This is a genomic window from Streptomyces sp. HP-A2021, assembly GCF_022807935.1.
Classification (GTDB): Bacteria; Actinomycetota; Actinomycetes; order Streptomycetales; family Streptomycetaceae; genus Streptomyces; species Streptomyces afghaniensis.
The window spans coordinates 4,566,270-4,592,137 of record NZ_CP094344.1 but is presented as its reverse complement, the minus strand read 5'-3'; the positions used below and the strand labels follow the sequence as shown (position 1 = coordinate 4,592,137).

At 70.1% G+C, this 25,868-nt stretch carries 25 protein-coding genes and 1 pseudogene; 21 read left to right on the top strand and 5 right to left on the bottom strand.

Annotation, left to right across the window (positions count from 1 at the left end):
• The first annotated feature begins 1 nt into the window (after position 1).
• The 3 genes from MQE23_RS20820 (at position 2) to MQE23_RS20810 (ending at position 1,673) form a co-directional block, all read left to right on the top strand.
• Positions 2 to 325, top strand: coding sequence for a hypothetical protein (locus MQE23_RS20820; RefSeq protein WP_243379849.1), 324 nt, complete (start codon positions 2 to 4; stop codon positions 323 to 325).
• 296 nt (positions 326 to 621) lie between these two features.
• Positions 622 to 996 carry an STAS domain-containing protein gene (locus MQE23_RS20815; RefSeq protein ID WP_243379848.1) on the top strand — a complete coding sequence of 125 codons (375 nt, stop codon included), beginning with the start codon at positions 622 to 624 and terminating at the stop codon, positions 994 to 996.
• Positions 993 to 1,673 carry a hypothetical protein gene (locus MQE23_RS20810; protein ID WP_243379846.1) on the top strand — a complete coding sequence of 227 codons (681 nt, stop codon included), beginning with the start codon at positions 993 to 995 and terminating at the stop codon, positions 1,671 to 1,673. The genes MQE23_RS20815 and MQE23_RS20810 overlap by 4 nt, the downstream gene beginning before the upstream one ends.
• A 101-nt stretch (positions 1,674 to 1,774) precedes the next feature.
• On the opposite strand, the gene MQE23_RS43695 is transcribed toward MQE23_RS20810, so the two are convergent.
• Positions 1,775 to 2,044, bottom strand: coding sequence for a hypothetical protein (locus MQE23_RS43695; RefSeq protein WP_347710140.1), 270 nt, complete (start codon positions 2,042 to 2,044; stop codon positions 1,775 to 1,777).
• Between the two features lie 648 nt (positions 2,045 to 2,692).
• On the opposite strand from MQE23_RS43695, the gene MQE23_RS20800 reads away from it, so the two are divergent.
• From MQE23_RS20800 to amaP, 5 genes are read left to right on the top strand one after another with little or no spacing between them, the layout of a single operon-like run.
• The gene (locus tag MQE23_RS20800; RefSeq protein ID WP_243379843.1) at positions 2,693 to 3,124 is read left to right on the top strand and encodes an Asp23/Gls24 family envelope stress response protein; all 432 of its coding nucleotides are present in this window, start codon (positions 2,693 to 2,695) and stop codon (positions 3,122 to 3,124) included.
• Positions 3,125 to 3,163: 39 nt separating this feature from the next.
• Positions 3,164 to 3,391, top strand: coding sequence for a hypothetical protein (locus MQE23_RS20795; RefSeq protein WP_243379842.1), 228 nt, complete (start codon positions 3,164 to 3,166; stop codon positions 3,389 to 3,391).
• On the top strand, positions 3,388 to 3,834 hold the full coding sequence (locus tag MQE23_RS20790; protein ID WP_243379841.1) for an Asp23/Gls24 family envelope stress response protein: 447 nt from the start codon (positions 3,388 to 3,390) through the stop codon (positions 3,832 to 3,834). The genes MQE23_RS20795 and MQE23_RS20790 overlap by 4 nt, the downstream gene beginning before the upstream one ends.
• A complete protein-coding gene (locus MQE23_RS20785) occupies positions 3,831 to 4,514 on the top strand; it encodes a DUF6286 domain-containing protein (protein ID WP_243379839.1) in 684 nt (227 codons plus the stop codon). Before MQE23_RS20790 ends, MQE23_RS20785 begins: the two co-directional genes overlap by 4 nt.
• 10 nt (positions 4,515 to 4,524) lie before the next feature.
• Positions 4,525 to 5,118 (top strand): alkaline shock response membrane anchor protein AmaP, encoded by a 594-nt coding sequence (amaP, locus tag MQE23_RS20780; protein WP_243379838.1) that lies wholly within the window; start codon positions 4,525 to 4,527, stop codon positions 5,116 to 5,118.
• Between the two features lie 36 nt (positions 5,119 to 5,154).
• Here the strand turns inward: amaP and MQE23_RS20775 are convergent, their stop codons facing one another.
• Both MQE23_RS20775 and MQE23_RS20770 read right to left on the bottom strand, forming a co-directional pair.
• Positions 5,155 to 6,198, bottom strand: coding sequence for an acyl-CoA desaturase (locus MQE23_RS20775; RefSeq protein ID WP_243379836.1), 1,044 nt, complete (start codon positions 6,196 to 6,198; stop codon positions 5,155 to 5,157).
• Between the two features lie 380 nt (positions 6,199 to 6,578).
• Positions 6,579 to 6,950 (bottom strand): low affinity iron permease family protein, encoded by a 372-nt coding sequence (locus MQE23_RS20770; protein WP_243379835.1) that lies wholly within the window; start codon positions 6,948 to 6,950, stop codon positions 6,579 to 6,581.
• A 503-nt stretch (positions 6,951 to 7,453) separates the two neighbouring features.
• On the opposite strand from MQE23_RS20770, the gene MQE23_RS20765 reads away from it, so the two are divergent.
• The 13 genes and pseudogenes from MQE23_RS20765 to MQE23_RS20710 all read left to right on the top strand — a co-directional run bounded on the left by MQE23_RS20765 (position 7,454) and on the right by MQE23_RS20710 (position 23,284).
• Positions 7,454 to 7,948: a MarR family transcriptional regulator gene (locus MQE23_RS20765; RefSeq protein ID WP_243379833.1), complete on the top strand. Its 495-nt coding sequence runs from the start codon at positions 7,454 to 7,456 to the stop codon at positions 7,946 to 7,948.
• Between the two features lie 182 nt (positions 7,949 to 8,130).
• Positions 8,131 to 9,270, top strand: coding sequence for an extracellular solute-binding protein (locus MQE23_RS20760; protein ID WP_243379831.1), 1,140 nt, complete (start codon positions 8,131 to 8,133; stop codon positions 9,268 to 9,270).
• A gap of 294 nt (positions 9,271 to 9,564) precedes the next feature.
• The gene (locus tag MQE23_RS43530; RefSeq protein ID WP_279345153.1) at positions 9,565 to 9,699 is read left to right on the top strand and encodes a hypothetical protein; all 135 of its coding nucleotides are present in this window, start codon (positions 9,565 to 9,567) and stop codon (positions 9,697 to 9,699) included.
• Between the two features lie 25 nt (positions 9,700 to 9,724).
• A pseudogene (locus tag MQE23_RS43690) lies at positions 9,725 to 10,056 on the top strand (MBL fold metallo-hydrolase); the annotation flags it as partial.
• Positions 10,057 to 10,322: 266 nt separating this feature from the next.
• Positions 10,323 to 11,618: a DUF418 domain-containing protein gene (locus MQE23_RS20750; RefSeq protein WP_243379829.1), complete on the top strand. Its 1,296-nt coding sequence runs from the start codon at positions 10,323 to 10,325 to the stop codon at positions 11,616 to 11,618.
• A gap of 490 nt (positions 11,619 to 12,108) precedes the next feature.
• Positions 12,109 to 13,665: a glycosyltransferase family 39 protein gene (locus MQE23_RS20745; RefSeq protein WP_243379828.1), complete on the top strand. Its 1,557-nt coding sequence runs from the start codon at positions 12,109 to 12,111 to the stop codon at positions 13,663 to 13,665.
• A gap of 455 nt (positions 13,666 to 14,120) precedes the next feature.
• On the top strand, positions 14,121 to 16,379 hold the full coding sequence (locus MQE23_RS20740) for a HAMP domain-containing protein (protein WP_243379826.1): 2,259 nt from the start codon (positions 14,121 to 14,123) through the stop codon (positions 16,377 to 16,379).
• A 6-nt stretch (positions 16,380 to 16,385) separates the two neighbouring features.
• Positions 16,386 to 17,666 (top strand): poly-gamma-glutamate synthase PgsB, encoded by a 1,281-nt coding sequence (gene pgsB / locus MQE23_RS20735; RefSeq protein ID WP_243379824.1) that lies wholly within the window; start codon positions 16,386 to 16,388, stop codon positions 17,664 to 17,666.
• Positions 17,663 to 18,145 carry a poly-gamma-glutamate biosynthesis protein PgsC/CapC gene (locus MQE23_RS20730; RefSeq protein WP_243379823.1) on the top strand — a complete coding sequence of 161 codons (483 nt, stop codon included), beginning with the start codon at positions 17,663 to 17,665 and terminating at the stop codon, positions 18,143 to 18,145. Before pgsB ends, MQE23_RS20730 begins: the two co-directional genes overlap by 4 nt.
• A gap of 121 nt (positions 18,146 to 18,266) precedes the next feature.
• A complete protein-coding gene (locus tag MQE23_RS20725) occupies positions 18,267 to 19,328 on the top strand; it encodes an NlpC/P60 family protein (RefSeq protein WP_243379821.1) in 1,062 nt (353 codons plus the stop codon).
• Positions 19,329 to 19,541: 213 nt separating this feature from the next.
• Complete coding sequence (locus MQE23_RS20720) at positions 19,542 to 20,837, top strand: cation:proton antiporter (RefSeq protein WP_243379820.1); 1,296 nt, start codon at positions 19,542 to 19,544, stop codon at positions 20,835 to 20,837.
• 220 nt (positions 20,838 to 21,057) lie between these two features.
• Positions 21,058 to 21,279 (top strand): hypothetical protein, encoded by a 222-nt coding sequence (locus tag MQE23_RS20715; RefSeq protein ID WP_243379818.1) that lies wholly within the window; start codon positions 21,058 to 21,060, stop codon positions 21,277 to 21,279.
• Positions 21,280 to 21,478: 199 nt separating this feature from the next.
• On the top strand, positions 21,479 to 23,284 hold the full coding sequence (locus MQE23_RS20710) for an ABC transporter ATP-binding protein (RefSeq protein WP_243379817.1): 1,806 nt from the start codon (positions 21,479 to 21,481) through the stop codon (positions 23,282 to 23,284).
• A 575-nt stretch (positions 23,285 to 23,859) separates the two neighbouring features.
• Here MQE23_RS20710 and MQE23_RS20705 read toward each other — a convergent pair.
• Together MQE23_RS20705 and MQE23_RS20700 are read right to left on the bottom strand one after the other, a co-directional pair.
• Positions 23,860 to 25,110 (bottom strand): DUF418 domain-containing protein, encoded by a 1,251-nt coding sequence (locus MQE23_RS20705; RefSeq protein ID WP_243379816.1) that lies wholly within the window; start codon positions 25,108 to 25,110, stop codon positions 23,860 to 23,862.
• Between the two features lie 148 nt (positions 25,111 to 25,258).
• Complete coding sequence (locus tag MQE23_RS20700) at positions 25,259 to 25,786, bottom strand: hypothetical protein (protein ID WP_243379814.1); 528 nt, start codon at positions 25,784 to 25,786, stop codon at positions 25,259 to 25,261.
• Positions 25,787 to 25,868 lie beyond the last annotated feature (82 nt).

The following is a 25,868-nucleotide window of genomic DNA, read 5'->3' as shown; positions in this document are numbered from 1 at the left end:
CGTGGAGACGTTCGTGACCGTGGCCGTGATGCTGGGAATGATCGCCCTCGGGGTGCTCCTCATCCGTCTGCTGAACTCGCAGCACGGCGACCGCATGGCCGCCATCCACTACGGCCACTCCGGGATGCCTGTCGCGGGACCGGCTCCGCGCAAGGCCCGCGGCCGGCGGGAGAGAGCGGCACCGGCCGCCGTCGCGATGATCGCGGGCGCGGCGGACGAGGGGGGCTCTCCCGGGCCCGTCGCCGAACGGGCCGGCCTGACCGAACCGTCACCGCAGCCCGCAGCGAACCCTCACCACAGCCCGCAGCCCGGGGCCCGACCGTAGTACGCACACGACAGGCCGGGGTCCTCCCGCGTCCTGTGCCCCGGGTCGAGGCAGCGTGGGATCGGGGCGGCACAGAGCCACCATCCCTCCAAGACACGATCCCCGTCGGGCGCGGGCCTTCCGTCCGATTCGTGGCGTATCCCCGGACGACCGATCCACCCCGGCGCTTCGCAACTCATCCTTGAGGGGCGGCCGTTCACCGCCCATCTCGCACACCCCGCATCGGCGGCCCGCCGCGAGGACCGGACCCGGTCCGGCCACGGGGCTCTCCGACGGGCACTCCGAACCGAGGAGCCATGCCCCTTCCACGGCTGAACGTCCACCGGCACGACCACACCACCACCTGCACGCTGATCACCCTCGCAGGAGAGATCGACCTGGCCACCGCCCCGCTCGTGCGTGTCGCGCTGGCCGAATGCCTGCACGACGGCATCCGCACCACCGACGTCGATCTCACGGAGGTCACCTTCTGCGACGCCAGCGGACTCAACGCCTTCCTCGCGGCATCGGGGCTCGCCACCGAAGCCGGAACGATCCTCCGACTGCACCATCCGCCACCGATCATGGCCCGCATCATCGAGATCACCGGCTCCGGTTTCCTGCTCCACGAGGTGCACAGCGCTCGCCCACCATCACGTCGGTTTCCCGCCCCTGCGGGCGGTTCACCGTGACGGCCCCGCTCCGCCGGGAGCCGCCACAGGGTGAGGGAAGCACACCGACTCCCGCCCACGCCGTACGTCTGCGCCGGCTGAACCGCTGGCAGGCCGAGACCCTGCGGGAGGACCTGGCCGATCTGTACGTGGAGTCCTCCCGCGCACAGGCGGGCCAGGGATACCGAGGCCGGGAGGCGTTCCTGCGGCGACTCACCGGCGACATCCGGCGGGCCGGCTTCGCCCTGCTGATCGGGGAGGACACGGCCTTCGCCGGGTGTGCCTACGGATTCCCCGTACCACGCGAGGGGACCTGGTGGAGAGGGTTCGACGGGACCCTTCCGCAGAGCGTCGAACAGCTCACCGCCTCCGGACACGTCTTCGCCATCACCGAGATCGTGGTGCATCCCCATACGGACGACCAGGGCCTCGCCCGCAGGCTCCAGGAACGGCTGCTCGCCGACCACCACGCCTCGCTCGGGGCGACGCTGGTCGACCAGGCCGACGCGCCGGCCCGCGACGCCTTCCTGTCGTGGGGATGGCAGGACATCGGCGCGATCCGCCGGCCGACGGATCCCACGGTCCTCCGGCCACCGGCCCCCGCGCCGCTGCGGGCCCTGGTCCTCCCCCTCGGGTCACGCACGACTGCTCGCACGGACGGCCTCGCACACGAGAACCGCACCCAACGGCCCGACTGACGGCCGACGCGTGACCTGGGCGGGGAAGACCTGAACCGACACCCCGATTGCACGGTTTCATCCGGAATCGTTGCATCGAGCTGCCGTTGACACCTGCCTGGCTAGGGCGCGGTTTCTGTGATGAGGACGGCGGCGGTGACCGGGCCGGGGGTGTCAGAGGTGGCTGCTTCCGCCAGGGCGGCCCGGACGGCGCGGGCGACTTCCAGTGGATGGTGTCCGGGGGCGACAGCGAGCTGGACCTGGATGTGGCGGCTGGGGGGATCGTCCTGGTGCACCACCTTGATCGGGCGGCTTCCCAGCGCGGCGGTGAGGCGGGCGACGCCCCGAACGGCCGCCGCGACGTCCGCCAGCTCACCGACGGGCCCCCGCATGGATCCTGTACCGGCCACCGGAGGTGAACTTCGCACGGCTGCAGCTTCCGGCGCGGGCTCCATGGCCCCCTTTGAGGCTCGCGACCTTACGGCTGTCTCCGGGCCCTCATGGAGATCTGTGACGCGCAAGTCGGCGGTCACGGTGGCCAGGCCGAGCGCTTCAGCGGCCACGGTGAGCAGTGTGCTCCTCAACTGGTCGGCGGTCTGAGGCAGTGGCTGCCCGAGGGATGCTGTGAATGCGGCTTCGATCCTGAGCGGGCCGGGCGGCAGCGCGCTGGCCGGCGGACGGACGGCCGGCTCGGACACGGGCTCGAGCGGTGCCGACCCGACACGCAGGGTCTCGACCCGGACATCGGGAACCTCGGCGGCCGCGCGCCTCAGGGCCCGGACGGCCGCTTGCTCGGTGATCCATGTCCCGTCGTCGGGCCCGCCGAGCGGGAGCAGCCGACCCAGGTCGAGCTGGCGCCGTACTGCCTGCGTCCACGCCTCGGTCACCGGCCTCTCACCCTCCTTCTTCCACGGCCGCGGTCCTCTTCTTCGGGCCACTCTCGGACCACCCGTCAAAATTCGCACCTCGGTCAAAAGGTGCTAAATCGAATATAATCGAATGAACAGTGCCAGGTGTGCTTCTTAGGGAGGAATATCCCGATGGCTGAGAACACCGGCGTAAGGCACGGTGGTGCGCCCGGTTCTCGCGGCCGGACGACCGTCGCCGATGTGGTGGTGGAGAAGATCGCCGGAATGGCGGCACGGGACGTGCGCGGCGTCTATGCCCTGGGCAGCGGTTTCGCCCGCTCGATGGGATCCATGCGGGAGCGGATGCCCGGCGCCGGTAGCGGCAAATCCGCCACGCGCGGGGTCAGTGTCGAAGTCGGCGAGCTGCAGGCGGCCATCGATCTGGAGATCGTCGTGGACTACGGCGTCTCGATCACGGACGTGGCCGGTGAGGTGCGGGAGAACGTGATCTCCGCGGTGGAGCGGATGGCGGGTCGGGACGTCGTGGAAGTCAACATCATGGTCAGCGACGTGAAGCTCCCCGACGAGGAGGACGAAGGAGAAGCGCGGCAGCGGATCCAGTAGCCGGGCCGGGAGCAGCCCGCTTGAATGAAGGAGCACGTGATGAGCAGGGCCGTGGTTGGCTTGATGGCCGGAATGGCGCTGGGTTTCGCCGCGTATTTCGGTAGCTTCTGGGCTTTCCTGCTGGTGCTCGGTCTGGGCGTCGTCGGTCTCGTGGTCGGGCGGTTCGCGGAAGGTGATCTCGAACCGGGCGACTTCGTCCGCCGCCGAGACCGGCAGGATCGGATCCGCGATGACCGGCGACGGGCTCGGGGAGACTGGCGGCAGTGACCGGTGAAGCCGACCGGCGCCCGGGTATCCCGCGCGGGGAGCGCGGTGCGATCACCGTCGCCGACCGGGTCGTTGCGAAGATCGCTTCCCACGTGGCGGGCGAGGCGCTGAGCCGGTTCACCGAGTCGGTCGGCCGCGTACCGCCCGGCCGCCGGACGCCACAAGTGACCACAACCGTGCGGCGGGCACCGGAGCGGAACACCGCCGGAGGAGGCGACGGGTCCGCCGCCGGACGGCAGGCGGTGATCGGCGAGGTACGGATGCGCATCACCGTCGAGCTCGGCTATCCGTCCGACATCGGGGCGCAGTGCGCCGCAGTGCGCCGGGAGGTATCCGAAAGGCTCAGGACATGGGCCGGCATGGACGTGTCAGACCTCGCGGTGTCGGTCGAGAGGCTCCACTCGGTGCATGCGCGGCACACGGACCAGGAGAGGGTGAGATGAGCCCGAGCACCTGGAGGCAGACTGCCGGTGACAGCGACGTTCCCTCCGATCCCGGACAGGAAGCTTCGTCCGCAGACGGCGCTCCGGGCACGGGTTCGACAGCAGCGGTCGACACGGCAGGCCGGTCGGAGCACCGTTTCTGGTCTGCGCGGCGGATTCCCGCGGCCTTGGTGGCCCTGCTGTCCGTCGCGGCGATTGGACTGCTCCTGTACGACGTGGTCTCGGTGCGGGCAGGCCGGTCCGCGATGCGCTGGCGGCGTCGGCTCGCCGAGGAGCTGGCCACACGGCCACTGGATGACACCTGGATGATCGTCGGGGCCGCCGTGGCGATGGCCCTCGGCCTCTGGCTTTTCCTGCTGGCGGTGACGCCGGGACTGCGCAGGCTGCTGCCCATGCGGCAGCCCACCGGTACCCCCGGGGCAGAGGATGTCCACGCCGGACTCGACCGCCGCGCGGTCGCCCTGGTGCTGCGCGACCGGGCCGTGCAGGTGCCCGGTGTCCAGTCGGCACGGGTCGCTGTCGGCCGCCGGAAGGTCAAAGCCCGGGCAGAGGCACACTTCCGCGATCTCGAGGAGGTCCGCGCGGACCTGGACGCCAAGCTGGGCGAAGCCGTGACGTCCATGGGTCTCGCCCGGCAACCCGCGCTGACCGTGCACGTCCGGCGCCCGAAGAAGGGCTGAGGTGATCCCGATGCTCAAGCCAGTGAACCGGGTGCTGCTGGGGCTACTCGGCCTCGGGCTCTTCGCCTTGGGCGGCGGGGTGCTGCTGGGCGGGCTGGATCTGCAGCGCCACTGGGGTTTCGGCGTGCCGGGCTGGTGGCCCTTCCGCGGGCCGGACGATGTGGTGCTGGGCACCGAGGGACGCACCCGGTGGCGGGAAGAGGGCTGGTGGTGGCCGACCGTGATCGCGGTGCTCGCCGTGCTGCTGGCTCTGCTGCTGTGGTGGCTCTTCGCACAGCGCAGACACCGCCTGGGCCACGTTCTCGTCGACAGCGAGGACGGCGCGGCGGCCCGACTCGACGGCCGCACGCTGGCAGACGTGATCGAGGAAGAGGCGCAGGCCCTGGACGGGGTCTCACGGGCACATGTACGGCTGACCGGCAGACGTACAGCTCCGGCCGCACGCGTGCGGCTGCTGCTGGAGCCTCACGCGGACCCGGAGCGGATTCTGGGGCAACTGAGCCGGGAAACCCTCGCGCACGCGCGGGACTCGGCCGGTTTGGACCGCCTCCCGTCGAAGGTCAGACTCCGGGAAGCCCGCCACCGCGCCGACCGCGTCGCCTGAAGGCCACGTTCTCGGGTTCTTCTTCCTGCTCGGTCCCTACGCGGGAACCCGGGTCCTCCGGAGCGGTGCTCCCGCCTGATGGAGACTGGTGAGGGCCAGCCGGTAGGAGGTGATCAGCCCGGTCTCCACGTAGTCCACGCCCAGGTCCTCGCAGTAGCGCCGGACGATGGTCCGTGCCCTGCGCAGATTGGGACTGGGCATGCTGGGGAACAGGTGATGCTCGATCTGGTGGTTCAGCCCGCCCAGCGCGATGTCGGTGAGCCGACCGCCGCGCACGTTGCGCGAGGTGAGCACCTGGCGGCGCAGGAAGTCCGGGCGGTCTTCGCCCTTCAGGATCGGCATGCCCTTGTGGTTGGGCGCGAAGAGGGAGCCGAGGTAGACACCGAAGAGGCACTGGTGGACGGCCAGGAAGGCGATCGCCATACCGAGGGGCAGCAGCCAGAACAGGACGGTCAGGTACACCGCGAAGTGCGCGAACAGCAGGACGCCGTCGAGCGCTCGGTGCTTGAGCGAGCGATTGGCCAGCGCTCGCACGCTCGACACGTGCAGGTTGAAGCCCTCCAGTGTCAGGAGCGGGAAGAACAGGAACGCCTGCCAGCGGCCGATCAGGCGGGGGAGCCCGGTGGCGGCCCGGGCCTGGTCCTGGGACCAGACCAGCAGGTCGGGGTCGAGGTCGGGGTCGAGGTCCTCGTGGTTGGGGTTGGCGTGGTGGCGGGTGTGCTTGTCCTGCCACCACCCGTAGCCCATCCCGATACCGGCACCGGCGATCCGTCCGGACACCTCGCTGGCCCGGCGCCGGCGGAACACCTGACGGTGGGCCGCGTCGTGGGCGAGCAGGGCGACCTGACCGAAGACAACGGCCAGGAAAGCGGCGACGGTCAGGGTCCACCAGCTGTCACCGATGAGCGCGACGGTGGCCCACCCGCCGACGTAGAGCCCGGCGACCACGGTGATCCGCAGTGCGTAGTAGCCGGGACGGCGGCCCATCAGGCCGGCATCGGCGATCTTCCTCGACAGCCGGGCGAAGTCACTGCCGGGCATCGCCGAGGACGGCGGGTGAAGCGTGGTACTTCTGGCCATGATGGTGACACTCTCTCCGAAGGAGGCAGATGGCTCGGCGCCGCCTCGGGAGCTGCTGAGACCGGGCCGTACGGAGGGATGCGCTTCCGCCCTGGGGGAGGCGCATAGCGCCGCCGAGCAAGGACGACGTCTGCTTCGTCGGCCAGCGGGAGCTCAGGCCCTTGTCTGAATGCGGGTTCCCTGCGGGGCAGGTCTCACACCGCGACAGCATGCGACTGCCAGGCGTACCGCCGTTGGGCAGGCCGGAGCATGCCGCCGACGTTCTGTGAGGCGGCTCCGCTGTCAGCTCAGGTGGGCACGACAGGCATTCCTATGGGGGAAGTCTCGTGGAACCGGGACCCAAGCGTCGGTGCCGGGCAAGCGTGTGAGAACCGAGCGCATCAGGAGTTCTCTTCCCTACCGAGGGCGGACCGTAGCTTCTGGTGTGCTTCTCCTGGACCGTCGCCCTCCTGTCCTTCCAGCAGGGCTGCCGCGATGGCGTCGAGCTTGCGCTGGACGGCGCGTTCGGCCCGCAGCTCGGAGTTCTTCAGCAGCGCCACCATGAGCAGGGTCACCGCCGACATCGCCTCGCCCACGAAGAGAAGCCACGTGATCGGCAAACCGATCACGTGCAACGTGACAGCCACGGCGACCAGGAGCAGGCAGACCCCGAAGAACGTTGCCGAACTGGTGAACCGCGAGGCATTCTCGGCCAGCCTCTCAAACGGCTTGCTCCGCGAGCCTCCGCGGTCGGAGGGATGCTTGAGAATCATGCCCATTCTCTACAGCGGACCGTGGCATGCCCGAGGGCTGCCACGCCCGGCCAAGCGGCCATCCCGCGGATTGGGCGAGATTCCGTCAGGGCTTCCGCCTCGACGCCGCGCTCGTGGGGTGCGGATCTTCAGGGCCTGACTGCTTGCGGATGGAGGGAGTTTGACGTTCGTCCCCAGCGGGGATGGGGGGCTCCCCGACGACCTCCCGCTCTGACACGAGATCCTCTGGGGCCAAGCGCCCTCTCCCGCACGGGGCTTGGCCCCCTCCTGCCAAGATGCGATGCGAGGTAGGTGTCCGGCGCCGTTCGGGACGGGCGACGTAGGGCCGTTGCCGGGTGATGGCAGCAGTACCCAGCAGGCACCGCCTGCCCCTCAAAGCCGCGCGCAAGTCGCCGGTCCTCGCCTCATTCAGTACGGATAACCACCTGATGCCGGCGCTGTCAGGCCCCCGGAACCGGGTCGGAGAGACGACCCTCGAAGGAGCTCTCACTAGAGTGCGATCCATGGAACCCCGTTGGCTCTCCCCCGAGGAGCAGCGCGCCTGGCGTGCCTACCGCGACCTCAGCCTGGTACTGGAGGACGTCCTCGACCAGCAACTGCGACACAAGGCCGACCTCAGCCACCTGTACTACTCGGTGATGGTGTTTCTCTCGGAGGCCCCCGAGCGACGGCTGCGCATGACAGACCTCGCCGAACAGCTGAAGATCGCCAGGACACGGCTCTCCTACACCGTCAGCCGCATGGAGGAGCGCGGCTGGGTGCGCCGCGAGGACGCGCCGGGAGACGGGCGGGCCCAGCTCGCTGTGCTGACGGAGGAGGGGCTGACCGCCCTTGAGCAGGCGGCCCCCAGTCACGTCGCCACCGTTCGGGCTGCCGTCTTCGACCGGCTGACGCCTGAGCAGGCACGAGCCTTCGGTGAAGCGTGCGAGATCATCCTCACCGGCCTCACGGGGCCGGACCGCCCGGCCTTCCCCGCCGACCTCCCCTGGCGCCGCTGACCTCCCTCCAGAGGCAGAGGCGGAGGCGAGCCCGCCGGACTCCCAGCCTCCCTGGCTACCCTGCATGACCGTTCAGGCACTCATCGCAATTTCTTGCAGATTTGCAATACCTGTCCTAGGGTGAAATCAGATGCTTGAAGTATCAAGCTTCCCCTTCTTGCCCCACCACGAAGGAGCCGAGTGTGAAGTCCCCCCACAAGGCGTGGGCCGTCGCCGCCACCCTGGGCGTCCTGGCCGCAAGCGGTGCCACCATCGCCGCCGCCACCCCTTCCCCGAAACCCGCCCCCAAGCACACGAGCGAAGAAGACCAGCTGCAGAAGCTGTACAAGGAGGCCGTGGCCGAGGGCGGCCGCCTGGTCGTCTACGCCGGCGGTGACAAGCCGGGCCAGGCGGACTACCTCAAGGACGCGTTCGTCAAGAAGTTCCCCAAGATGAAGGTCGACATCGTCGTCGACTTCAGCAAGAACCACGACGCCCGCGTCGACAACCAGATCGCCGAGCACCACGTGGTTGCCGACGTCGTCCACCTCCAGACCGTCGACGACTTTCCGCGCTGGAAGAAGGAAGGAGTGCTGCAGAAGTACAAGCCGGTCGGCTGGGACAAGGTCTTCGACCAGATCAAGGACAAGGACGGCTACTACACCGGCCTGTTCTTCTTCGCCTTCTCCAACGTCACGGCCACCAAGCTCGGCGACGACGCTCCCGTCGAGGCCAAGGACTTCCTCAAGCCCGAGTTCAAGAACAAGCTCGTCTTCACCTACCCGAACGACGACGACGCCGTCCTCTACTACTTCAAACAGCTCACCGACAAGTACGGCTTCGACTACCTGAAGAAGCTGCTCGCCCAGAACCCGAAGTTCGTCCGCGGCACCCAGGACTCCGCCGACCTGGTCGGCTCCGGTGACTACGTGGCGAGCTTCGGCACGAGCGGAGGCGCCCCGGGCGTCGCTGAGACCAGCCTGCCGAAGAGGTCGCCGTGGGTCGCCTGGCCGCAGACCGGTGCCATGCTCAAGGACGCCCCGCACAAGGCCGCCGCCAAGCTCTACCTGAGCTGGTTGCTGTCCAAGGATGCCCAACAGAACTCCATCGGCACCTGGAGCGCCCGCACCGACGTCGCCCCGCCGGCGGGCCGCAAGGGCATCTTCGACTACGAGAACATGAACCCGCTCGGTCTCGGCGAGTTCATGAGCAACCGCACCGCCCTCGACCGCTACAAGGCCCGCGTCAACCTCTACGTCGGCGACGTCAAGGGCGTGAACCCCTCCGACCCGAAGGGCGTGCTCGGCCTGTACCCCGTCGACCAGGACGGCACCCAGGGCTGACGGGTCCTTCTCCGCCTCCCATTGCTCCCCACCAGAGGGGTGGAAGTCATGGCCACCCACACGGCGGCCTGAGCTTGACGTTTGCCTCGGTGAGCCGGGTGTTCCTTGATCGACTCGGCGCGTTGACCGTCTTGCCGACGTCGTGACGCCTGGCCCGGGGCTTGGTCTTCGAGCCGGGAGGCCGTCCAGGGCCTGGGCGTGTGGGTTTCGGCGCGGCCGCCGGTCTCGCGGCGGTCGCGTCGCGGAGGTTGCGAACCCGCGGCGATCGGGGGCCGGGTGAGGCGGCGGGGTTGGGTGCGGCGTACCCAGGGCCGGTGGACGTCCCGCGCCGCGGACCGCGACCGAGTCGCCACCCTGGCCCAAGGCCACGCCACCGCCGACGAGATCGACCGACGACTGGCCGCCCTCACCACCGCCCCCATCCGCTGAACTCCACCTCCCGGAGGCCCCGCAGAGCACCCTCTCCTTCAAGGTCCTCGACCTCGACTTCCCGGCCGGCAGCAAGAACAAGACCGCCACACTCGTCACCGGTGAGCAGGAGGCGCTGCTGGTCGACGCCGGCTTCACCCGCGCCGACGGCCACCGCCTCGCCGCCGAGATCCTCGACTCCGGCAAGAAGCTGACCACCGTCTTCGTCAGCCACGGCGACCCCGACCTCTACTTCGGCACCGAGGTCCTCGCCGACGCATTCCCCGACGCCGCCTTCGTCGCCACCCCGATCGCCATCGAGCACATCGGCACTCCTACGAGGGCAAGCTCAAGGCGTGGGCGGCCCTCGGCCCGAACCTGCGCTCCCTTCCGGCGCACCTCCTTCGGGCGGAAGTGGCAGGGCTCGCAGGGTCGTTGGCCTCCCGGACGGCTTCCGCTTCTACGATCGACTGCACAGGCCGAGAGCAGGTCAGATGCCGCCTTTCGGTGCCGGCAGCGACGAGCCTGCCACGCGGCCGAGACCGACCCCCGCCGATCGGAGGGGGTCGGTCGGCTGACCGGCGGGACATCTCCCGAAGCCCGGCGGATGGTCGACCGCCCCCGCCTCGGCAAGGGTTGTCCCGGTGACCGACATCGAAAGCGCCAAGGAGGCGCCTCGCCAGTCCTTACCCGCATCCGAGTCCGCCACGGCGACGGAACGCCCTTCGTCGACGGCGCGGCTGGTCGGGGTGGACCTCGCCCGTGCACTGGCCGTGTTCGGAATGTTCGCCGTGCACACGGGCCCCTTCAACCCCTTCCCGACGTCCGGCAGCGGCGTTGGCGAATGGTTCGTCTGGCTGGCGAGCGGCCGGGCCTCGGCGCTGTTCGCCACCCTCGCCGGGTTCTCGTTGGTGCTGATCGCCGGTCGTCTGGAGCCGAAGACCGGACTGGCCGGCCGGCAGGCGAAGGCCAGGATCGTGATCCGGGCCGTGATCTTGCTGGTGGTGGGCACCGCGCTGGCGATGACCGACTTCGGCGGCGCCGTGATCATCAACTACTACGCGGTGTACTTCCTGCTGTCCCTGCCCCTGCTGCGGCTGCGGGCCAGGGCGCTCGCGCTCATCGCGGTCGCGCTGGCGGTTGTCACGCCGCAGGTGGCGTACGCCCTTCGAGCGCTGCTCAGTGAGTCGATCGTGAACACCATCGACTCGTACGACCCGATCGCGCGCCTCTCCGGCGTGGGCGTGCTCGACTTCCTGCTCACCGGCTTCTACCCGGCGATCACCTGGATGACGTTCGTGGTCACCGGCATGGCGTTGGGTCGGCTGGACCTCGCCTCAGGCGCGGTGCGGCGTCGGCTGGCCGTGGTCGGGCCCGCGCTGATCGCGTTCGGATACGGCGTCTCGTGGCTGGCGCTCCGGTTGACCGGCGGTGCGGAGAAGATCATGGCCGGGATGCCTGACATGAAGGACTTCGGCGCCATGAAGGACCCCTCGGCCATGAAGGATCCCGGCATGGCAGCGGGATCCTTCGACCTGCCGGTCGGCAGGGGGCTGTGGGGGCCCGACGCATGGGGGCTGCTGGCGGCCGAGCCGCACAGCGCTTCCACGTTCGACCTCGTCGGCTGCCTTGGGATCGCGATCACCGTGCTCCTGTGCGCGACGGTGGCGATGGACCGACTGCCGTGGCTGCGCCGGCCGGCAACGCCGGTCATCGCCGTCGGCACCATGTCCCTGACCCTCTACGTGGGCCACATCCTGGCAATCCTCGCCCTGCCCGGCGAAACAGCCACCCCGCCGCAGTCCGCCTCTTTCGGGCTGCTGCTCTGCTTCGTCGTCGGGGCCACCGTGTTCGCGGCGGTCTGGTCCCGCTTCTTCCGCCGCGGCCCTCTGGAGTACCTGCTCAACAACGCCACGAAACTGGCAAGTCGCGTCCGATGAGCCTCGGGTGGGCACCCCGGGAAGTCCGAGCGTGAGTCGGCCTCCGGCGTGCGGGCGCCGGAGGCCGTGGCCCCGCGGCTCCCGCGCAGCCTTCCGCCTCTCACGTGCCGTTCCGCCTCGACTCCGACTCCAAGGACCTTCGCCGTGGCCGCCATCCCCACCGCCCGGAGCACCGGCCCTCATGGCCTCCGCCAGGAAGCGCACTGCCGTGCCGACCGGCCGGAAGCTCCGGCGCGTTGGGAACGCCCGGCGCTGGCCGCGGTGCTGGGCGTCGCCGCGATGCTGTACGCCTGGGGCATGGGGCACGCCGCGATCCACCCCTACTACAGCGCGGCGATACGGTCGATGGCCACCGGTTGGCGGGCCTTCTTCTTCGGCGGTCTCGACACCAGTGGTTCGATCACCCTCGACAAGTTGCCCGGCGCCTTCTGGCCCGATGCCGTCTCCGTATGGATCTTCGGGCCGCACACGTGGGCGGCCGCTGCCCCATGTGATCGAGGGCGTGCTCACCGTATGGCTGCTGCACCGGATCGTACGGGCATGGGCCGGGCCGTTCGCCGCGCTGACCGCCGCGCTGACGCTCACTTCCACTCCGGTCACCGTGGTACTGAACAGGGCCACCATCCCGGACACCGCACTCACTCTGCTGCTGGTGGCGGCCGCCGGAGCCCTGCTGAAGGCGGTGCGGACCGGGCGGCTGCTCCCGCTGATCACGTGTGGCGTCTGGGTCGGGCTCGCCTTCCAGACGAAGATGCTGCAGGCCTGGCTCGTACTGCCGGTCTTCGCCGTGGTCTATCAACTCGCGGCGGGGAGCCCGCCGTTGCGGAGGGCTCTGCGCCTGCTGCTCAGTGGTGCGGTCACGCTGGCCGTCTCCTGCTCGTGGGCGCTGATCGCGTGGGTGACGCCGGCGGACAACCGCCCGTATGTCGACGGTACGTCGAACAACAACCCCTTCAGCCTGGTCTTCGGCTACAACGGCATGAGTCGCTTCAGCGACGACGGCACCGCGCTCGGCGCCGTCCCGGCCACCGCCGCCAGCCGTATGACCGGAAACACCGGCTGGGGGATGCTCGTCAACCACACCGTCGGTCCGCAGATCGCCTGGTTCCTGCCGCTCGCCGTGCTCGCCGTCGTCATGGCTCTGGTCTGGCGCGCCCGTGAGCCGCGGACCGACCTGCTGCGTGCGGGTTTCCTCCTCTGGGGCGGCTGGCTCGCCGTCCATGCCGTGGTGTTCAGCGTCTCCAATGGCAATCACGTCTACTACACGGCCGTGCTCGCACCGGCGATCGCCGCGCTGGCCGGAGGGGGGCTCGCGCTCTTTCGCTCCGCGTACGAGGCGGGCGGCCGGCGACGGCTGTGGCTGCCGTCGGCGATCGTGCTGACGGTGGCCTGGGCGCTCGTACTCGACCGGCCGACCTGGTTCGCCTCCCGGCTGCTGGTGTTCGCCGTGATCTTCGCGGTGTGCGGGACGATCGGCCTGTGGCCCAGCGGGTCACGCGCCTCCCGGCGGCTGGCCCAGGGCTCTGTGGCCGCCGGAATCGCGGCCACTCTGCTCGTACCCGCCGGCTGGGCCGTCTCGTCCCTCGACCCGCGCTACGCGGGCGCCTCCACGTCCCCGACGGCCGGTCCGGTCGGCGAGTTCCACCACCGGGCCCTCCACCACCCGCGCGCTCTCCGCCGGGCCGAGCTCGGCCGGCCCAGCGCCCGCGACACCGCCCTGCTGGACTACCTCATCGCGCACCGCAAGGGCGAGAAGTACCTGCTCGCGACCCAGGCCGCCTACCCCGCGGAACGTCTGCTGCGCGCGCAGGCCCAACCCGTGCTCGTCATGGGGGGATTCACCGGGAAGGCCCCCTTCCCCAGCGCCCCGCAGCTCGGCAACCTGATCGCCACCCACCAACTCCGCTACGTGCTGCTCACTCACCTGCGACCCACCACCCCCGCCACGACGTGGGTGAAGTCCCACTGCGAGCGTGTCCGCTCCGGGGCCTACGGCTGGCGCACCAGGGGCAACTTCGGCCTTTACGACTGCCGCGTGCAGGGCTGAGCAGAACGTACCCCCGCCGATCGGCGGGGGTGGAGCAGCCGACTGCGGGATGGGCAAGGAAGAAGAAATGCAAAATAATCCACGCGGGCAATTGTTGTCTCACTTGCGGGCGGCTCATCGCAATTTGTTCGCATCTTGTGAAGCCTGGCTTCACCATTCTTTCAGGTGTTTCTCATCGAGCGTTTCAGTCATTGAGTCAACTTTCGCGATCCCGCAAACTTGCAGGTCGGGGTGGTGGTGTGACTCTTTCTTGCTCCGCGAAACGGCACTTTATCGCCGGTGCGTGAGCGCCGTCACACTTCCCTGATAAACCGGCCAGGTATTTCCATCGTCAAGCAGGTCGAGAACTTTTTCCCGTTGTTCCACGCGACATCGGCAGAGCCTGGAAAGGATTCTTCTTGACCACCACTCGATCTCCGATATCCACGCAGGGCACCGCTCGGCGTCGGGCGGACATGGCTGTGTTGGGAGGTGTACGGCCGCCACTGGCGGCCCTGCCGGTTCTGCTGGCGCTCGTCGCGGGCCTGACGGTGTTCGCGGTCGGGAGCGATGCCGAACGGGGCGTCCCCGAGGCCGTTCTCAGCTCCCAGCAGCACATCGCCGAGGACGGGGCGGTCGCGCTGCAGGGCGCCGTCGACCAGAGCGTCACCGATCTGCGGGCAGCGGCCGCGGACTTCGGTGGCTCCAAGGCCGTACCGGCGGACGCGATGCTGAACCGTCTCGACCGGTCCTCCCGAAGGTGGCGGGGTACCGCCGTCGTCGACGTGTCCACAGGTCGGCTGCTCGCCTCGCACGGCGAGGCCCTACCGCTGGGGAAGGTGAACCTTCGGGGGCTGCCGGCGAACCCGCCTCCGAGGCTGGTGCGGGACGACTCGGGCGTCACCCGGCTGCTGGCCTTCGCGACGCTGTCGCAAGGCGGCAGGCAGGAGTTGCTCGTCGCCTCCCAGAGCCTGAAGCCGCCGGGCATCTCCGTCGGCAAGAAGCACACGCTCACCGTCGTGGACCGTGACGGGGCCACTCTCACCTCGGCCGGGCCGGGATCCGGCACCGACGGGGCGAAGGCGCTGGCCGGCACCGCCGCCCGCGAGGCGCAGAGCAAAGGGCCGTCGGAAACCGCCGCCGCCGGAGGCTTCGACGGTCCGAGCGGCAGTCTTGTCAGGGCGGCGGACGGCAACACCCGTACCGCCGTCGGATACGCCGCAGTCGCCCGAGGAACCGCCGCGAAAGAGAGTCCGAGCAGCGCACTCGGACTGACGGTCGTCACGACGGTGCGAACCGGGCATCACGGGGCCGGGACCGGTGACCTTCGTCTGGCCCTCCTCGCCGCCGCCGTACTCCTGGCCCTCGCGGCCGGGGTCACCGCCGCCCTCCACCTGGTGGTGCAGCGGCCTGTGCTGCGGTTGCGCCGCGAAGCGCACAGGCTCGGCTCGGGTGACCTCACGGCTCCCGTCCACGTGCCCCGCTTCGGGGAACCTGCCCGGGTCGGTGCCGCGCTGGAGGCACTGCGCCTTCAACTCCTCGGCAGGGGCGGGCCGTCGCAGGACACGGCCGCGCGGCCACCGGCCAAGAGGCGTGTTCTGCTCGGGACGGGCAGCGGCCGACGTCGGCTCGGACTGCGCACCGTCCTCGTGGTGTGCGCGTTCGCTCTGCTGGCCTGGCCCGCGTCGATGCTGCTGACGATCGGCAGCACCCTGCCGCGCCCGGCCGCGGTCGTACCGCGGCTGATCTCGGACGACCAGCGGCAACGCACCGAGACGACGGCGGATCGCGTGCGCAGGGGGATCAACGACGGGTACGCGGATCTCACCCATCTCGCCACCGTTCTCGACGCTTCCCGGTCGGAGGAGGCGCGCAAGGTCCTCGACAGATCCCTGGAGCAGCACGGCCGGTATCGGTCCCTGTACGTCGTCGACGGCGCCGGCAAGATTCTCGCCCGCGCCGGTGATGAACCCCGTACCCCGACGAAGGTCCGCATCAGGCCCGGGGTCAGGCAGACGAACACCTCCGGCACGGAGCCGGTGCTCGCCGCCGTGGCCGCTCAGCCGGTCAAGGGTGGGACGGCGACATCCGGACGCCACTATGTCGTGGGCGAGTTCAAGGTCCAGTACCTGACCGGCATCCTCGACCGACCCGGTCTCGGCTCGGTGTGGCTGGTGGACTCCGCGCACCGGGTCATCGCGTCCAACAAGGGGTTCGTGGCCTTCGGGCGGGTCTCCGACGGCCGGCTGCGGGCCCAGATGAAGGCCGTCGGCACGACCAAGGGCTCCACAGAGCTGCTGCTCGGCTGGCGGGATCCGGCGGTCGCCGCCGTGGCGTCGTTCAACAACAAGCCGGGAGTCGCGAGCGCACTCGGCTGGGAGGTCGCCTCGATCAGGCCGGTGTTCTGGATCGGCCTGCCTGAGTACGAGGCACAGCGGCGGATCATGCTCGCCGGTCTGCTGGGGGTGACCACGGGCGCCCTCTGCATCGGCTGGCTGTACCTCGTCGTCGTACGGCCGCTACGTGAACTCGCGCAGGGCGCCGAGGCGTTGGTAGCCGGGGACCGCAGAACGGTGCTCTACCCGCGCTACCACGACGAGGTGGGATCCGTCGCCCGCAGCCTCGAACTGATCAGACAGCGACTCCCGCGCACCGACGCACCGCCCGCGCCCGGTTCCCCGGACGGTGCGCCCACTCCCTCCGTTTCCCCCTCCGGCCCCGGTCCCAGGAGCTGACCCGCCGTGCTCTTCCTGTACTGCGTCCTCGCGACGTGCTGCGTCGGCCTGCTCGTCGCAGGCATCGTCGAACAGCGCCGCCATGACGCGAATCTCGCCGTCATACCCACCCGAGTGCTGGTCAACGGCATTCGCGGCAAGTCCTCCATCACCCGGCTGTGCGCGGGCGCGCTGCGCGGCAGCGGCCTGGTGACCGTCGCCAAGACCACGGGCACCGCGGCCAGGTTCATCCACCCCGATGCCACCGAGGAGCCGGTCTACCGCAAGTTCGGCATCGCCAACGTCGTGGAGCAGATCGGCATCGTCCGGCGGGCCGCCGGCTACCGGCCCGATGTCCTGGTCATGGAGTGCATGGCCGTCATGCCCGCACTCCAGGAGATCAACCAGTCCAAGCTGATCCGCTCCACCATCGGCGTGCTCTGCAACGTCCGCGAGGACCATCTCGCCGAGATGGGCCCGACGCTGGACGACGTGGCCCGCTCCCTGTGCCGGTCCCTGCCGGAGGGCGGCGTCTGTGTCACCGCGGAGAAGGAGCGCTTCCACATCCTCCAGGAGGAGGCCGAGGCCCGGAACTGCGAGCTGATCTACGCCGACCCGGAAACCGTCACCGACGAGGAACTGCGCGGCTTCAGCTGGTTCACCTTCAAGGAGAACGTCGCCATCGCACTCGCGGTCGCCGAACTGCTCGGCGTCGACCGCGCGACCGCGCTGAAGGGAATGTACGAGGCGCCACCGGACCCGGGTGTGCTGTCCGTCGAGCGGTACCGCACCCCTGACGGAAAGCGGCTGCGATTCGCGAACGTCTTCGCCGCCAACGACCCCGAGTCGACGCTGATGAACATCAACCAGCTGCTCGAACTGGGCGCGATCCACCGTCCGTTGCACGTCGTCATCAACTGCCGTCCCGACCGTGTGGAGCGCAACGGGCAGATGGGCGCGCTCATCCCCCAGCTCGACCCGGAGACGGTGTTCCTCATCGGCCAGCCGACCAAGTCGGCCGCCGACGCCATACCCACCCACTGGGCCGGGAACGTCGTCGATCTCGGCGGCGACCGTCGCGACCCCGACCAGCTCACCACCGAGCTGCTGGCTCACCTGGGTCCGGACTCCTCGCTCGTCGCCATCGGCAACATCCACGGCCAGGGCGAACTCTTCCTGGAACGGCTCGCGGCACTCGCGCCCGACCACCCCGACGCCGCCGCCGACCCCGCAGGTCCCTCCGACCCGAGCGACGCCCCCACCTCACTCGTCGCCCACCACAACTCCTCGCATGGAGAGTTCCGTTGATCCCCGCAGTAGTCACACCCCAGATCGCCGCCATCGGCATCGCCCTCGGTCTGGTGTTCTCCCTCCTGTGCTACCTGACCACGAACCTCTCACCGGGCGGCATGATCACCCCCGGCTGGCTCGCCCTCACCCTCGTCGACGATCTGCGGCGCGCCGCCATGGTCGCGGCCGTGGCAGGCCTGACCTACCTGCTGACCAAGCTGCTCCAGCGCTTCGTCATCCTCTACGGCAAGCGGCTGTTCGCCGCCGTCGTGCTCATCGGTGTCCTGCTTCAGGCCGGGCTCTCCCTGTTGCTCCAGCAGGAGTTCCCCCTGCTGTTCGCCCATCAGGCCCTCGGGTTCATCGTCCCCGGTCTCATCGCCTACCAGCTCGAGAGGCAGCCGAAGACAGCGACGGTCCTCTCCACCGGCGCGGTCACTTTCGCCACCTACGTGATCTTGGTGTCCGGGCTGCTGCTGGGCGCCCTGCCCACGACATGAGCCGCCCCCTCCCCGACATACGGCGCCATCTCTTCTTCCCCCACACCGGAGTTGATCAGTGAAACGCCTCCTGCCAAGAAACCGTAGGTTCTCCCTGACCAGGAACACGGCCCTGTTTCTGGTGACAGCCGTCCTACTCACGACGAGCTACGCGCTGACCGTGCAGCTCAGGCACCGCACCGACTCTCCGGAGGCCTCGCAGGCACCACAGGCATCACAGGCAACAAGGGCATCGCGTGCATCGCATGCATCACGGGGTGCCGGAATCCGGACCAGGAGCGGCCCGCTGCGCTTCGAGCGGATCGGCAACCCCGCCCGCACGGTCGCCCGCGACCCGCGCGGCACCGTCATCGCCACGTTCACCGACGGCGCCCGTACAGCCGTACTGACAGGACCCAGCAGGACCTTCGCGGAGCCGCGTACGACGGCTGCCAAGGTCGTCACCAAGAGCTGGGTGCGGCTGCTGCCCAAGCCATGGGCCCGTGGCGCGGAGCGGAGCGCCTGGTTCAAGAACTGGCTCAGGTCCCGGCTCGGCAGCCGCGACCCCGACATCCTCGCCACCGCCTTCGACTACATCGCCGGTGCCCCGGCCCGGACGACGGCAGCGGGAGTCAGATACAGCGGTGCCGCCCGCTACACGCCCAGCACCCCCGGCGACTCCGGGCGTGCTGTGCAGGGGAAGCCGAAGCCGCGCACGGGCTCGGACTTCTACGACTACCTGGGCATCCCCTGGACCTTCCCCGACGCGGTCACCCGCCGCCCCGAGAAGGACCGCGCGCGCTCCGTCGACAGCTCCGGCTATGTCCGGCTGGTGTACGGATACCGCTCTGGATTCCCGCTGAACAGCAGGGACAACGCGGCGGGCAACGGGCTGCAGCGGAGCCCCGACGCGATCGCCCGCGGGCGGCTCGGCGTACCCGTGATCCCCCTCACCGACCGCCGCCCCGCCGTCATCCAGCAGCTCCAGCCCGGCGACCTGGTGTTCTTCAGGACACGGGAACTGCCCGGCGGACGGATCGGCCACATCGGTATCTACCTCGGCCTGGACACCGCCGACCACCCGCGCTTCATCTCCAGCCGGAAGAACGCGGGCGGCCCCACCATGGGTGACAAGGGCGGCACCTCACGGCTCGACGGTGACGGCTACTACGCACAAGGGCTGCGCGGGGCACGACGCCTCTGACCGCGCTCCGACCGGGTCGACGCCTTGGTTCGCTCACATCGGCCGGGCGCTGGTGCAAGCTCCGGCGGTATGCCGGAGCCGGGCGCAAGGGCCGGTGCTGTCTGCCGGCCCTCGTCCGATGTACCTTCTGCCTGTGCTCACGCCGGTCGACGCCCTTGTGGAGGTCCCGGTGGGGCGGCCGGTGGTCTGTGCCGAGTTCTGAAGCGGAATCAAATGATCCCTGTCCTGATTGTGATCACCACGGTGGTGGCCGGGTGGTCGCTGGTCGCCGGCCGGCTGGAGCAACGGCATGTGCGGGCTCCTCTGGTGCTGGTGCTCGCGGGCGTGGTCACGGGGGTGTTCACCCACAGCCACATCGCCGTCACCCTGAACTCCGAGGTCGCCCAGCATGTGGCCGAGGTCATCCTGGCCGTCCTGCTGTTCGTCGACGCCACCGAGCTGCCGGGCGGGCGGCTGTTCGGCAACGACCCCGGCTCCGCCGCGCGGGCACTGCTGGTGGCCCTGCCGCTGAGCCTGCTCACGATGGTCCTGCTGGGAACGCTGCTGCTGCCCGGGCTGCCGGTGGCGTTGCTGCTGCTCATCGCGTGCATCGTCGTCCCGACCGACTTCGCTCCGGCCGAGACGCTGGTCCGCGACCGGCGTATCCCGGCAAGGGTGCGCAGCGTGCTCAACGTGGAGAGCGGCTACAACGACGGCATCGTCTCGCCCCTCTTCCTGTTCGCCCTGATCCTCGTCGGCACCAACTCCGTCAGCCGAACGCCCGAGCAGGCCCTCGGCACGGCCGTGCCGTTCGCGTTGAAGGCCCTCGTGGCCGGCTTCGTGGTGGGGGCGCTGGTGGCGTGGCTGATCAATCTGGCTGACCGCGCGGAGTGGATGACGGAGCAGTCCCGGCGGATCGTCGTGCTGGTCACACCGCTGCTCGCCTACACCGTGACCACGGCGATGGACGGCAATGGCTTCGTGGCCTCGTTCGTGTGCGGGATCGCCTTCCGCTACGTCAGGCAGGCGCCGGTCCGCCGACGGGGCGCCTCGGCTCCCCACGCCTCGGACTTCCAGCTCATCGAGGACACCAACTCGATGATGACGATGTGCATGTGGTTCTTCTTCGGCAACGCGGTGGTGCTCGCACTGGGCGAGGGCGTCGACTGGCCCGCCATCGTGCTCTGCGTCGCCGCGCTCACCGTCGTGCGCATCCTTCCGATCATGCTCGCCTTCCTCGGCTCGACGTTCACCTGGCGAGAACGGCTCATGGTCGGCGCGCTCGGCCCACGCGGCACCACCTCCATCGTGTTCGGCCTGCTCGCGTTCAACGCTCTGCCGGACGGGCGGTACGCCGACACCGCCCTGTACGCCATGACCCTGACGGTGCTCGGCAGCGTTCTGCTCCACGGCGGCGGCTCGGTGGTCATCGCCCGGTCCCTGACCGGCCCGCCCCCGTCGGCCGGCGGCGGCCCCGGCTCCCCGGGGACCGACGAGCCGGAGTCACAGGTCGCCGCCAAGCGGAGTTGACGTGCCTGGCGGTGCCGCGTGCTTCGCGGTGCTGTGATGTCTTGCGGTGCTGCGTGCCATGCGGTGCTGCGGTGCCCTGCGGTGCTGGCCTGCTTGCGGCGCGTCCGCCTCGCGGCCCCGACGGCTCCTACCCCAGGCCGGTCTTCTCCAGCCACTCGGCGGGGGTGGACCCGACAGTCGCCGGATGTGCGGAGAGCGGCCGGGCGCCCAGGCTGGAGGCATGACACAGCAGGTTCGTGACAAGGAGCCCGAGACCACGGTCGGGGCGTCGGCCGACACCGATGTGCCCGGCCGTGACGTCACACCTCGCGGTAGCCGGTTGCTGGAACTTCTCGGCCTGACGCTGGTGGCGGGCGCCGGTGTCCTGTTCGTCGTCCGTCCTGACGTCTACGAGGCAGGGGCGCACATCATCGCCACGCGGGCGGCCTCACTGGTCCACTGAGCCGGCGATCGGCGAGCACATCCGCCCAGGGAGTCCCTGGGGTTCGACCATCCGGCGTCCGTCGGGTGTGCCCCCGCCAGGCTGAACCCTTTCTGCCTGGCCGTCGTACGCCCTGAACTCCGCGATGACAGGCCCCCGCGCCGGCCGGTGTCCTCACCGCTGACGCGCTGCGCGGCCGACCACGTAGGAAAGGAATTCTGTGAACACCGCATCCGCCCCGGAGGCGACGGGTGCCGAGTCCCTGCGCACCAGCGAGACGCTCAAGGCGCTGTACGGGTATGTCCGCCCGCACCGGTGGGCCGTCGTACTCGGTCTGCTGTTGGCGCTGGCAGGGGCCGCCGGCGGACTGCTCCAGCCCCTGGCCACGAAGGCGCTGGTCGACCGGCTCTCGTCCGGTGGCACGATCGGCACCATCCTGCTGGCCATGACCGTTCTGGTCCTGCTGAGCATGGTGGCCGAGGCGTTCGGTGCCTACGTGCTGGAACGGACGGCGGAGTCGGTGGTGCTCGCCGCCCGCCGCAGCCTCATCGGACGGTTGCTGCGGCTGCGCCTCGCGGAGGTGGACCGGATGCAGCCGGGCGATCTGATGTCGCGGGTGACCTCCGACACCACGCTGTTGCGGGCGGTCAGCACCCAGGCGGTGGTCTCCGCGGCGACGGGGGCGGTGACACTGGTCGCGGCGGTCGTGGTGATGGCGTTCCTCGATGCCGTCCTGCTGGGCGTCACGCTCGGCGTGGTCGCGGTCGTCGGTGTGGGTGCCGTGCTGGTGATGCCGAAGATCGGGCAGGCCGCCGAGCGTGCGCAGGCGGCTGTCGGGGAGATGTCCACGGGCCTGGAGCGGGTCTTCGGTGCGTTCCGTACGGTGAAGGCGTCCGGCGCCGAGGAGCGGGAGACCGCTCGCGTCGAGGCGACGGCACGCAGGGCGTGGCGCCACGGCGTGCGCAGCGCGAAGTGGGAGGCCGTGCTGGGTTCGGCCGACAACCTCGCCGTCGAGCTCGCGTTCCTCGCGGTGCTCGCCGTCGGCGGGGCGCGGGTGGCGTCCGGGGACATGCCCGTGTCCACGCTGATCGCGTTCCTGCTGTACCTCTTCTACCTGATGGAGCCGGTGTACCAGCTGGTCGAGGCAGCGTCCCACTACCAGGAGGGCGCGGCCGCGATCGCCCGGATCGCGCAGGTGGACGGCCTGGCGACGGAGCCGCAGGACCGGCACCGGTCGGTGCAGCCCGCGGTGACCAAGGCGGTGCGGCCGCGTCCGGCGTCGGTTCGCTTCGAGGAGGTGTCCTTCCGGTACGGGCCCCGGCTGCCGGACATCCACCAGCGGGTGGACTTCGAGGTGCCGGGCGGCGGGATGACGGCGTTCGTCGGCCCCTCGGGCGCGGGCAAGTCGACGGTCTTCGCGCTCGTCGAGCGGTTCTACGAAGCGACCGGCGGCCGGGTCCTGGTCGACGGCAAGGACGTGACCAAGTGGCCGCTGTCCGAGCTGCGGTCCGTCATCGGGTACGTCGAGCAGGACGCGCCGGTGCTGGCCGGCACGCTGCGGGAGAACCTGGTCTTCGCCGCGCCCGGCGCGACCGACGACGAGATACGCGAGGTCCTCGCCCGGACCAGGCTCGACGCCCTCGTCGAGCGTCTCCCGCACGGCCTGGACACCCCGGTCGGGCACCGTGGCACGAAACTGTCCGGCGGCGAGCGTCAGCGCGTCGCGATCGCCCGCGCGCTGCTGCGCAGGCCCCGGCTGCTGCTCCTGGACGAGGCGACCTCGCAGCTCGACGCCGTCAACGAGCTGGCACTGAGGGACGCCATCGCCGAGACGGCACGCGAGACGACCGTGCTGGTGGTGGCCCACCGCCTGTCGACCGTCACGGACGCCGACCGCATCGTCGTCATGGACGCGGGCACGGTCCGCGCGGTCGGCACTCATGAGGAGCTGGTGGCCGAGGACGAGCTGTACGCGCAGCTCGCGGCGACACAGCTGCTGACCTCGGCGGGACGCCCCCGCGACTGAGACGGGCCTGACCATGGGCTCGCCGGTGCCGCCGGCCGTACCGGGTGGCGGGATGGTGGCGTCGGACATCTGCCGGATACGCCGTGCTGTACCGCCACGGCCGGTTCCTCGACGTTCTGCTCGCCGACAGCCCCGCGACCCGGACGAGCCCGTCGAGCACATCGCCGGCCCCAGGGTGGAGTACACCCTCGGGCGAAGGGGACACCGAGTCGCTCTTCGCCTGCCTGTCCCGGCTGCCTCCCCACGTGGATCACACCGTCTTCTCCGGCAGCTCCCTCGACGGCAGCACCTCGGAGACTGCCTGCGGCGCCGAGTGGTGCGGGGATCGTTCGCTCGGTGCCCGTGCGCCAGGCGCGAGCCGACGCACACGTACGCCACGTCCTGATCAACACTCCCTGCGCGCCTGCCAGTACTGACGATCGCCCCCGGGCCGCGCCGGCACCCTGCCCACGCATGTCCCCGACATCAGTCGGCCAAGAACAACAGCCGAAGCCCGCAAGGGCGATCCCCCTGCGGGCTTCGGCAGACCGTTCAGGCCGGGATGGGGCAGGAAGCCGAGCCACCCCGGCCGGACCTCACCGGACGTACTTGGCGGGCTTGGTGGCGGTGTTGAGCAGGTGCTCCAGAGGGCCGCGGCGGAAGAAGCGGGACCAGACGGTGGCGAACACGATCGCCCCGAGGACGTACATGAGCAGCGGCACCCAGGACTGCTGGGTCCCTGTCCCGGCGGGCGTGGACAGCACGGACTGCGCGACGAAGTGGCCGACGTAGGCGGTCAGGGACATGGTGCCCACGGCGATGACCGGCTTCGCCAGGCGGCGCAGACGCGGCAGGCGGTCCATCACCACCGTCGCGCCCACGATCACGAGGATCGCGACGCCCACGCTGCCGATGATGTCGAACGTGGTGCCGCTGTGCGGCCCGGCGGCCAACAGATCCGAGAACGACAGCTGGGGCTTCATCGACCCACTGCCCATGGACGCCGACCCGGAGCCACTGGACGACGCCCCGTCCTCCGCCGTGCTCCTCAACGCGTTCTTGCCCGCCAGCAGCAGGGACAAGCCGTAAGCCCCCACGACGAGGCCGGCGCCGATCGCCGCCAGGCGCCGCTGGACGGCGGCCGCCGACAGGTCCATGCGACCCAGCGCCATGCCGGCGATCACGAACGACATCCACGTGAGCGCCGGGTAGAAACCGGTGAGCAGCAGATCGAGCACTCCCACCTCGCTGAGGTGGCGGAGCGGGTCGTAGGCGTTGATGCTCTGCTGGACGGATTCGCTCAGCCGCGTGGTCAGGACGAACGCCAGCTGCGGCATGACGAGCGCGAGCCCCGCCGCGATCATCGCGAGGGTCCTCGCGCTCAGTCGCACCAGGGGCAGGGCGAGGAGGAAGTAGACGCCGTAGAAGCCGAGGATGATCACGCCCCCGTACTCCATCGCCATCACGGTGCCCAGCGCCAGGAGGATCACGGCGCGGATCGCGATCCGGGCCTTCGCCTGCCGGCCCGCCAGGCCGGTCTTCGGCTCGAAGCGGCCCGCGATCAGCATCAGCGAGAACCCGGCGAGGGTGGCGAACAGGACCGACGAGTGGCCGTCCGCGATGTACCGGACCCAGCTGCCGACGCCGTGTGTGGCCGACAGCGGCGGGCCGATGTGCACGACGTACATGCCGAACACCGCCAGCGCGCGGGCCAGGTCCACCCCGACCAGGCGTCCCGTCGAGGGACCGCCGGGGGTCTGCCCGGCGGAGTCGGGCGAGGTTCGGGACCGTGGAGGCGCGCTCTCCTGCGGAGCCGGTGTCTCCTGGGGCGGCTGTATCTGTGTCATACGGAAAATCCTTCGGTGCCGTCAGGAGACGGACCATCCGGCAGGCTTCGGTAGCACCCCCGCCGACCGGCCGGGTCTGCCCCGCCGACCGGCGGAACAGCGCCGCGTCGGCCGTTCGGCGGGCCCCGGACGGCCACTGCCAACTGCCCTACTTGATGAGGGCGTTGGCCACCACGACCACAAGCCCGAGCAACGCGTCCACCATGCCGATCCGCAAGGCGGAGCCCCACGTGCGACCGGCGGCCCGGGCCGCGAGCAGGCCCCAGGCGAACAGCAGCACCACGTTCACGGCGAAGACCACGTACTCGACGCCCGCCGAGGGCCACCACCCCCAGGCCGCACCGAGCAGCAGGACCAGCGTCGGCACCGTCGCCACCACCAAGGGCCACTCGGACAGCAACAGCCGCACCCCGGCGCGCACACCGTGATGGGTCCGGTCGCCGCGCAGGGCGATCAGATGTGCGTAACCGTGCGCCAGGGCCGATGCGACGGCCGTGACCAGGAGCCACTGGGCGCTGCTGAACCGGTCGGCGGGCGCCGTCTCACCCTGCTCCGTCAGGGCGGCCACCATGGAGCTGGCCACTACCGCCCCGTACACGCCCCCGAACAGCACATGGGGCCGCGCCGCACAGCGGCGCAGAGCACGGACAGGCTGACGCGGGTACAGGCGGGGCATGGCTGGGTGGTCCTCTGACGGTACGGAAATCGACTGCGGCCCGCAGACTCGGGCGGGCCCACGGACCGATCCCACCGGACGA

Excerpts from the sequence above, each read along its gene's own strand:
- MQE23_RS20815 (WP_243379848.1), top strand. The coding sequence starts at position 622 with ATGCCCCTTCCACGGCTGAACGTCCACCGGCACGACCACACCACCACC.
- MQE23_RS43695 (WP_347710140.1), bottom strand. The coding sequence starts at position 2,044 with ATGCGGGGGCCCGTCGGTGAGCTGGCGGACGTCGCGGCGGCCGTTCGG.
- MQE23_RS20800 (WP_243379843.1), top strand. The coding sequence starts at position 2,693 with ATGGCTGAGAACACCGGCGTAAGGCACGGTGGTGCGCCCGGTTCTCGC.
- MQE23_RS20795 (WP_243379842.1), top strand. The coding sequence starts at position 3,164 with ATGAGCAGGGCCGTGGTTGGCTTGATGGCCGGAATGGCGCTGGGTTTC.
- MQE23_RS20785 (WP_243379839.1), top strand. The coding sequence starts at position 3,831 with ATGAGCCCGAGCACCTGGAGGCAGACTGCCGGTGACAGCGACGTTCCC.
- amaP (WP_243379838.1), top strand. The coding sequence starts at position 4,525 with ATGCTCAAGCCAGTGAACCGGGTGCTGCTGGGGCTACTCGGCCTCGGG.
- MQE23_RS20775 (WP_243379836.1), bottom strand. The coding sequence starts at position 6,198 with ATGGCCAGAAGTACCACGCTTCACCCGCCGTCCTCGGCGATGCCCGGC.
- MQE23_RS20770 (WP_243379835.1), bottom strand. The coding sequence starts at position 6,950 with ATGATTCTCAAGCATCCCTCCGACCGCGGAGGCTCGCGGAGCAAGCCG.
- MQE23_RS20765 (WP_243379833.1), top strand. The coding sequence starts at position 7,454 with ATGGAACCCCGTTGGCTCTCCCCCGAGGAGCAGCGCGCCTGGCGTGCC.
- MQE23_RS20740 (WP_243379826.1), top strand. The coding sequence starts at position 14,121 with ATGGCTGTGTTGGGAGGTGTACGGCCGCCACTGGCGGCCCTGCCGGTT.
- MQE23_RS20720 (WP_243379820.1), top strand. The coding sequence starts at position 19,542 with ATGATCCCTGTCCTGATTGTGATCACCACGGTGGTGGCCGGGTGGTCG.
- MQE23_RS20715 (WP_243379818.1), top strand. The coding sequence starts at position 21,058 with ATGACACAGCAGGTTCGTGACAAGGAGCCCGAGACCACGGTCGGGGCG.
- MQE23_RS20705 (WP_243379816.1), bottom strand. The coding sequence starts at position 25,110 with ATGACACAGATACAGCCGCCCCAGGAGACACCGGCTCCGCAGGAGAGC.
- MQE23_RS20700 (WP_243379814.1), bottom strand. The coding sequence starts at position 25,786 with ATGCCCCGCCTGTACCCGCGTCAGCCTGTCCGTGCTCTGCGCCGCTGT.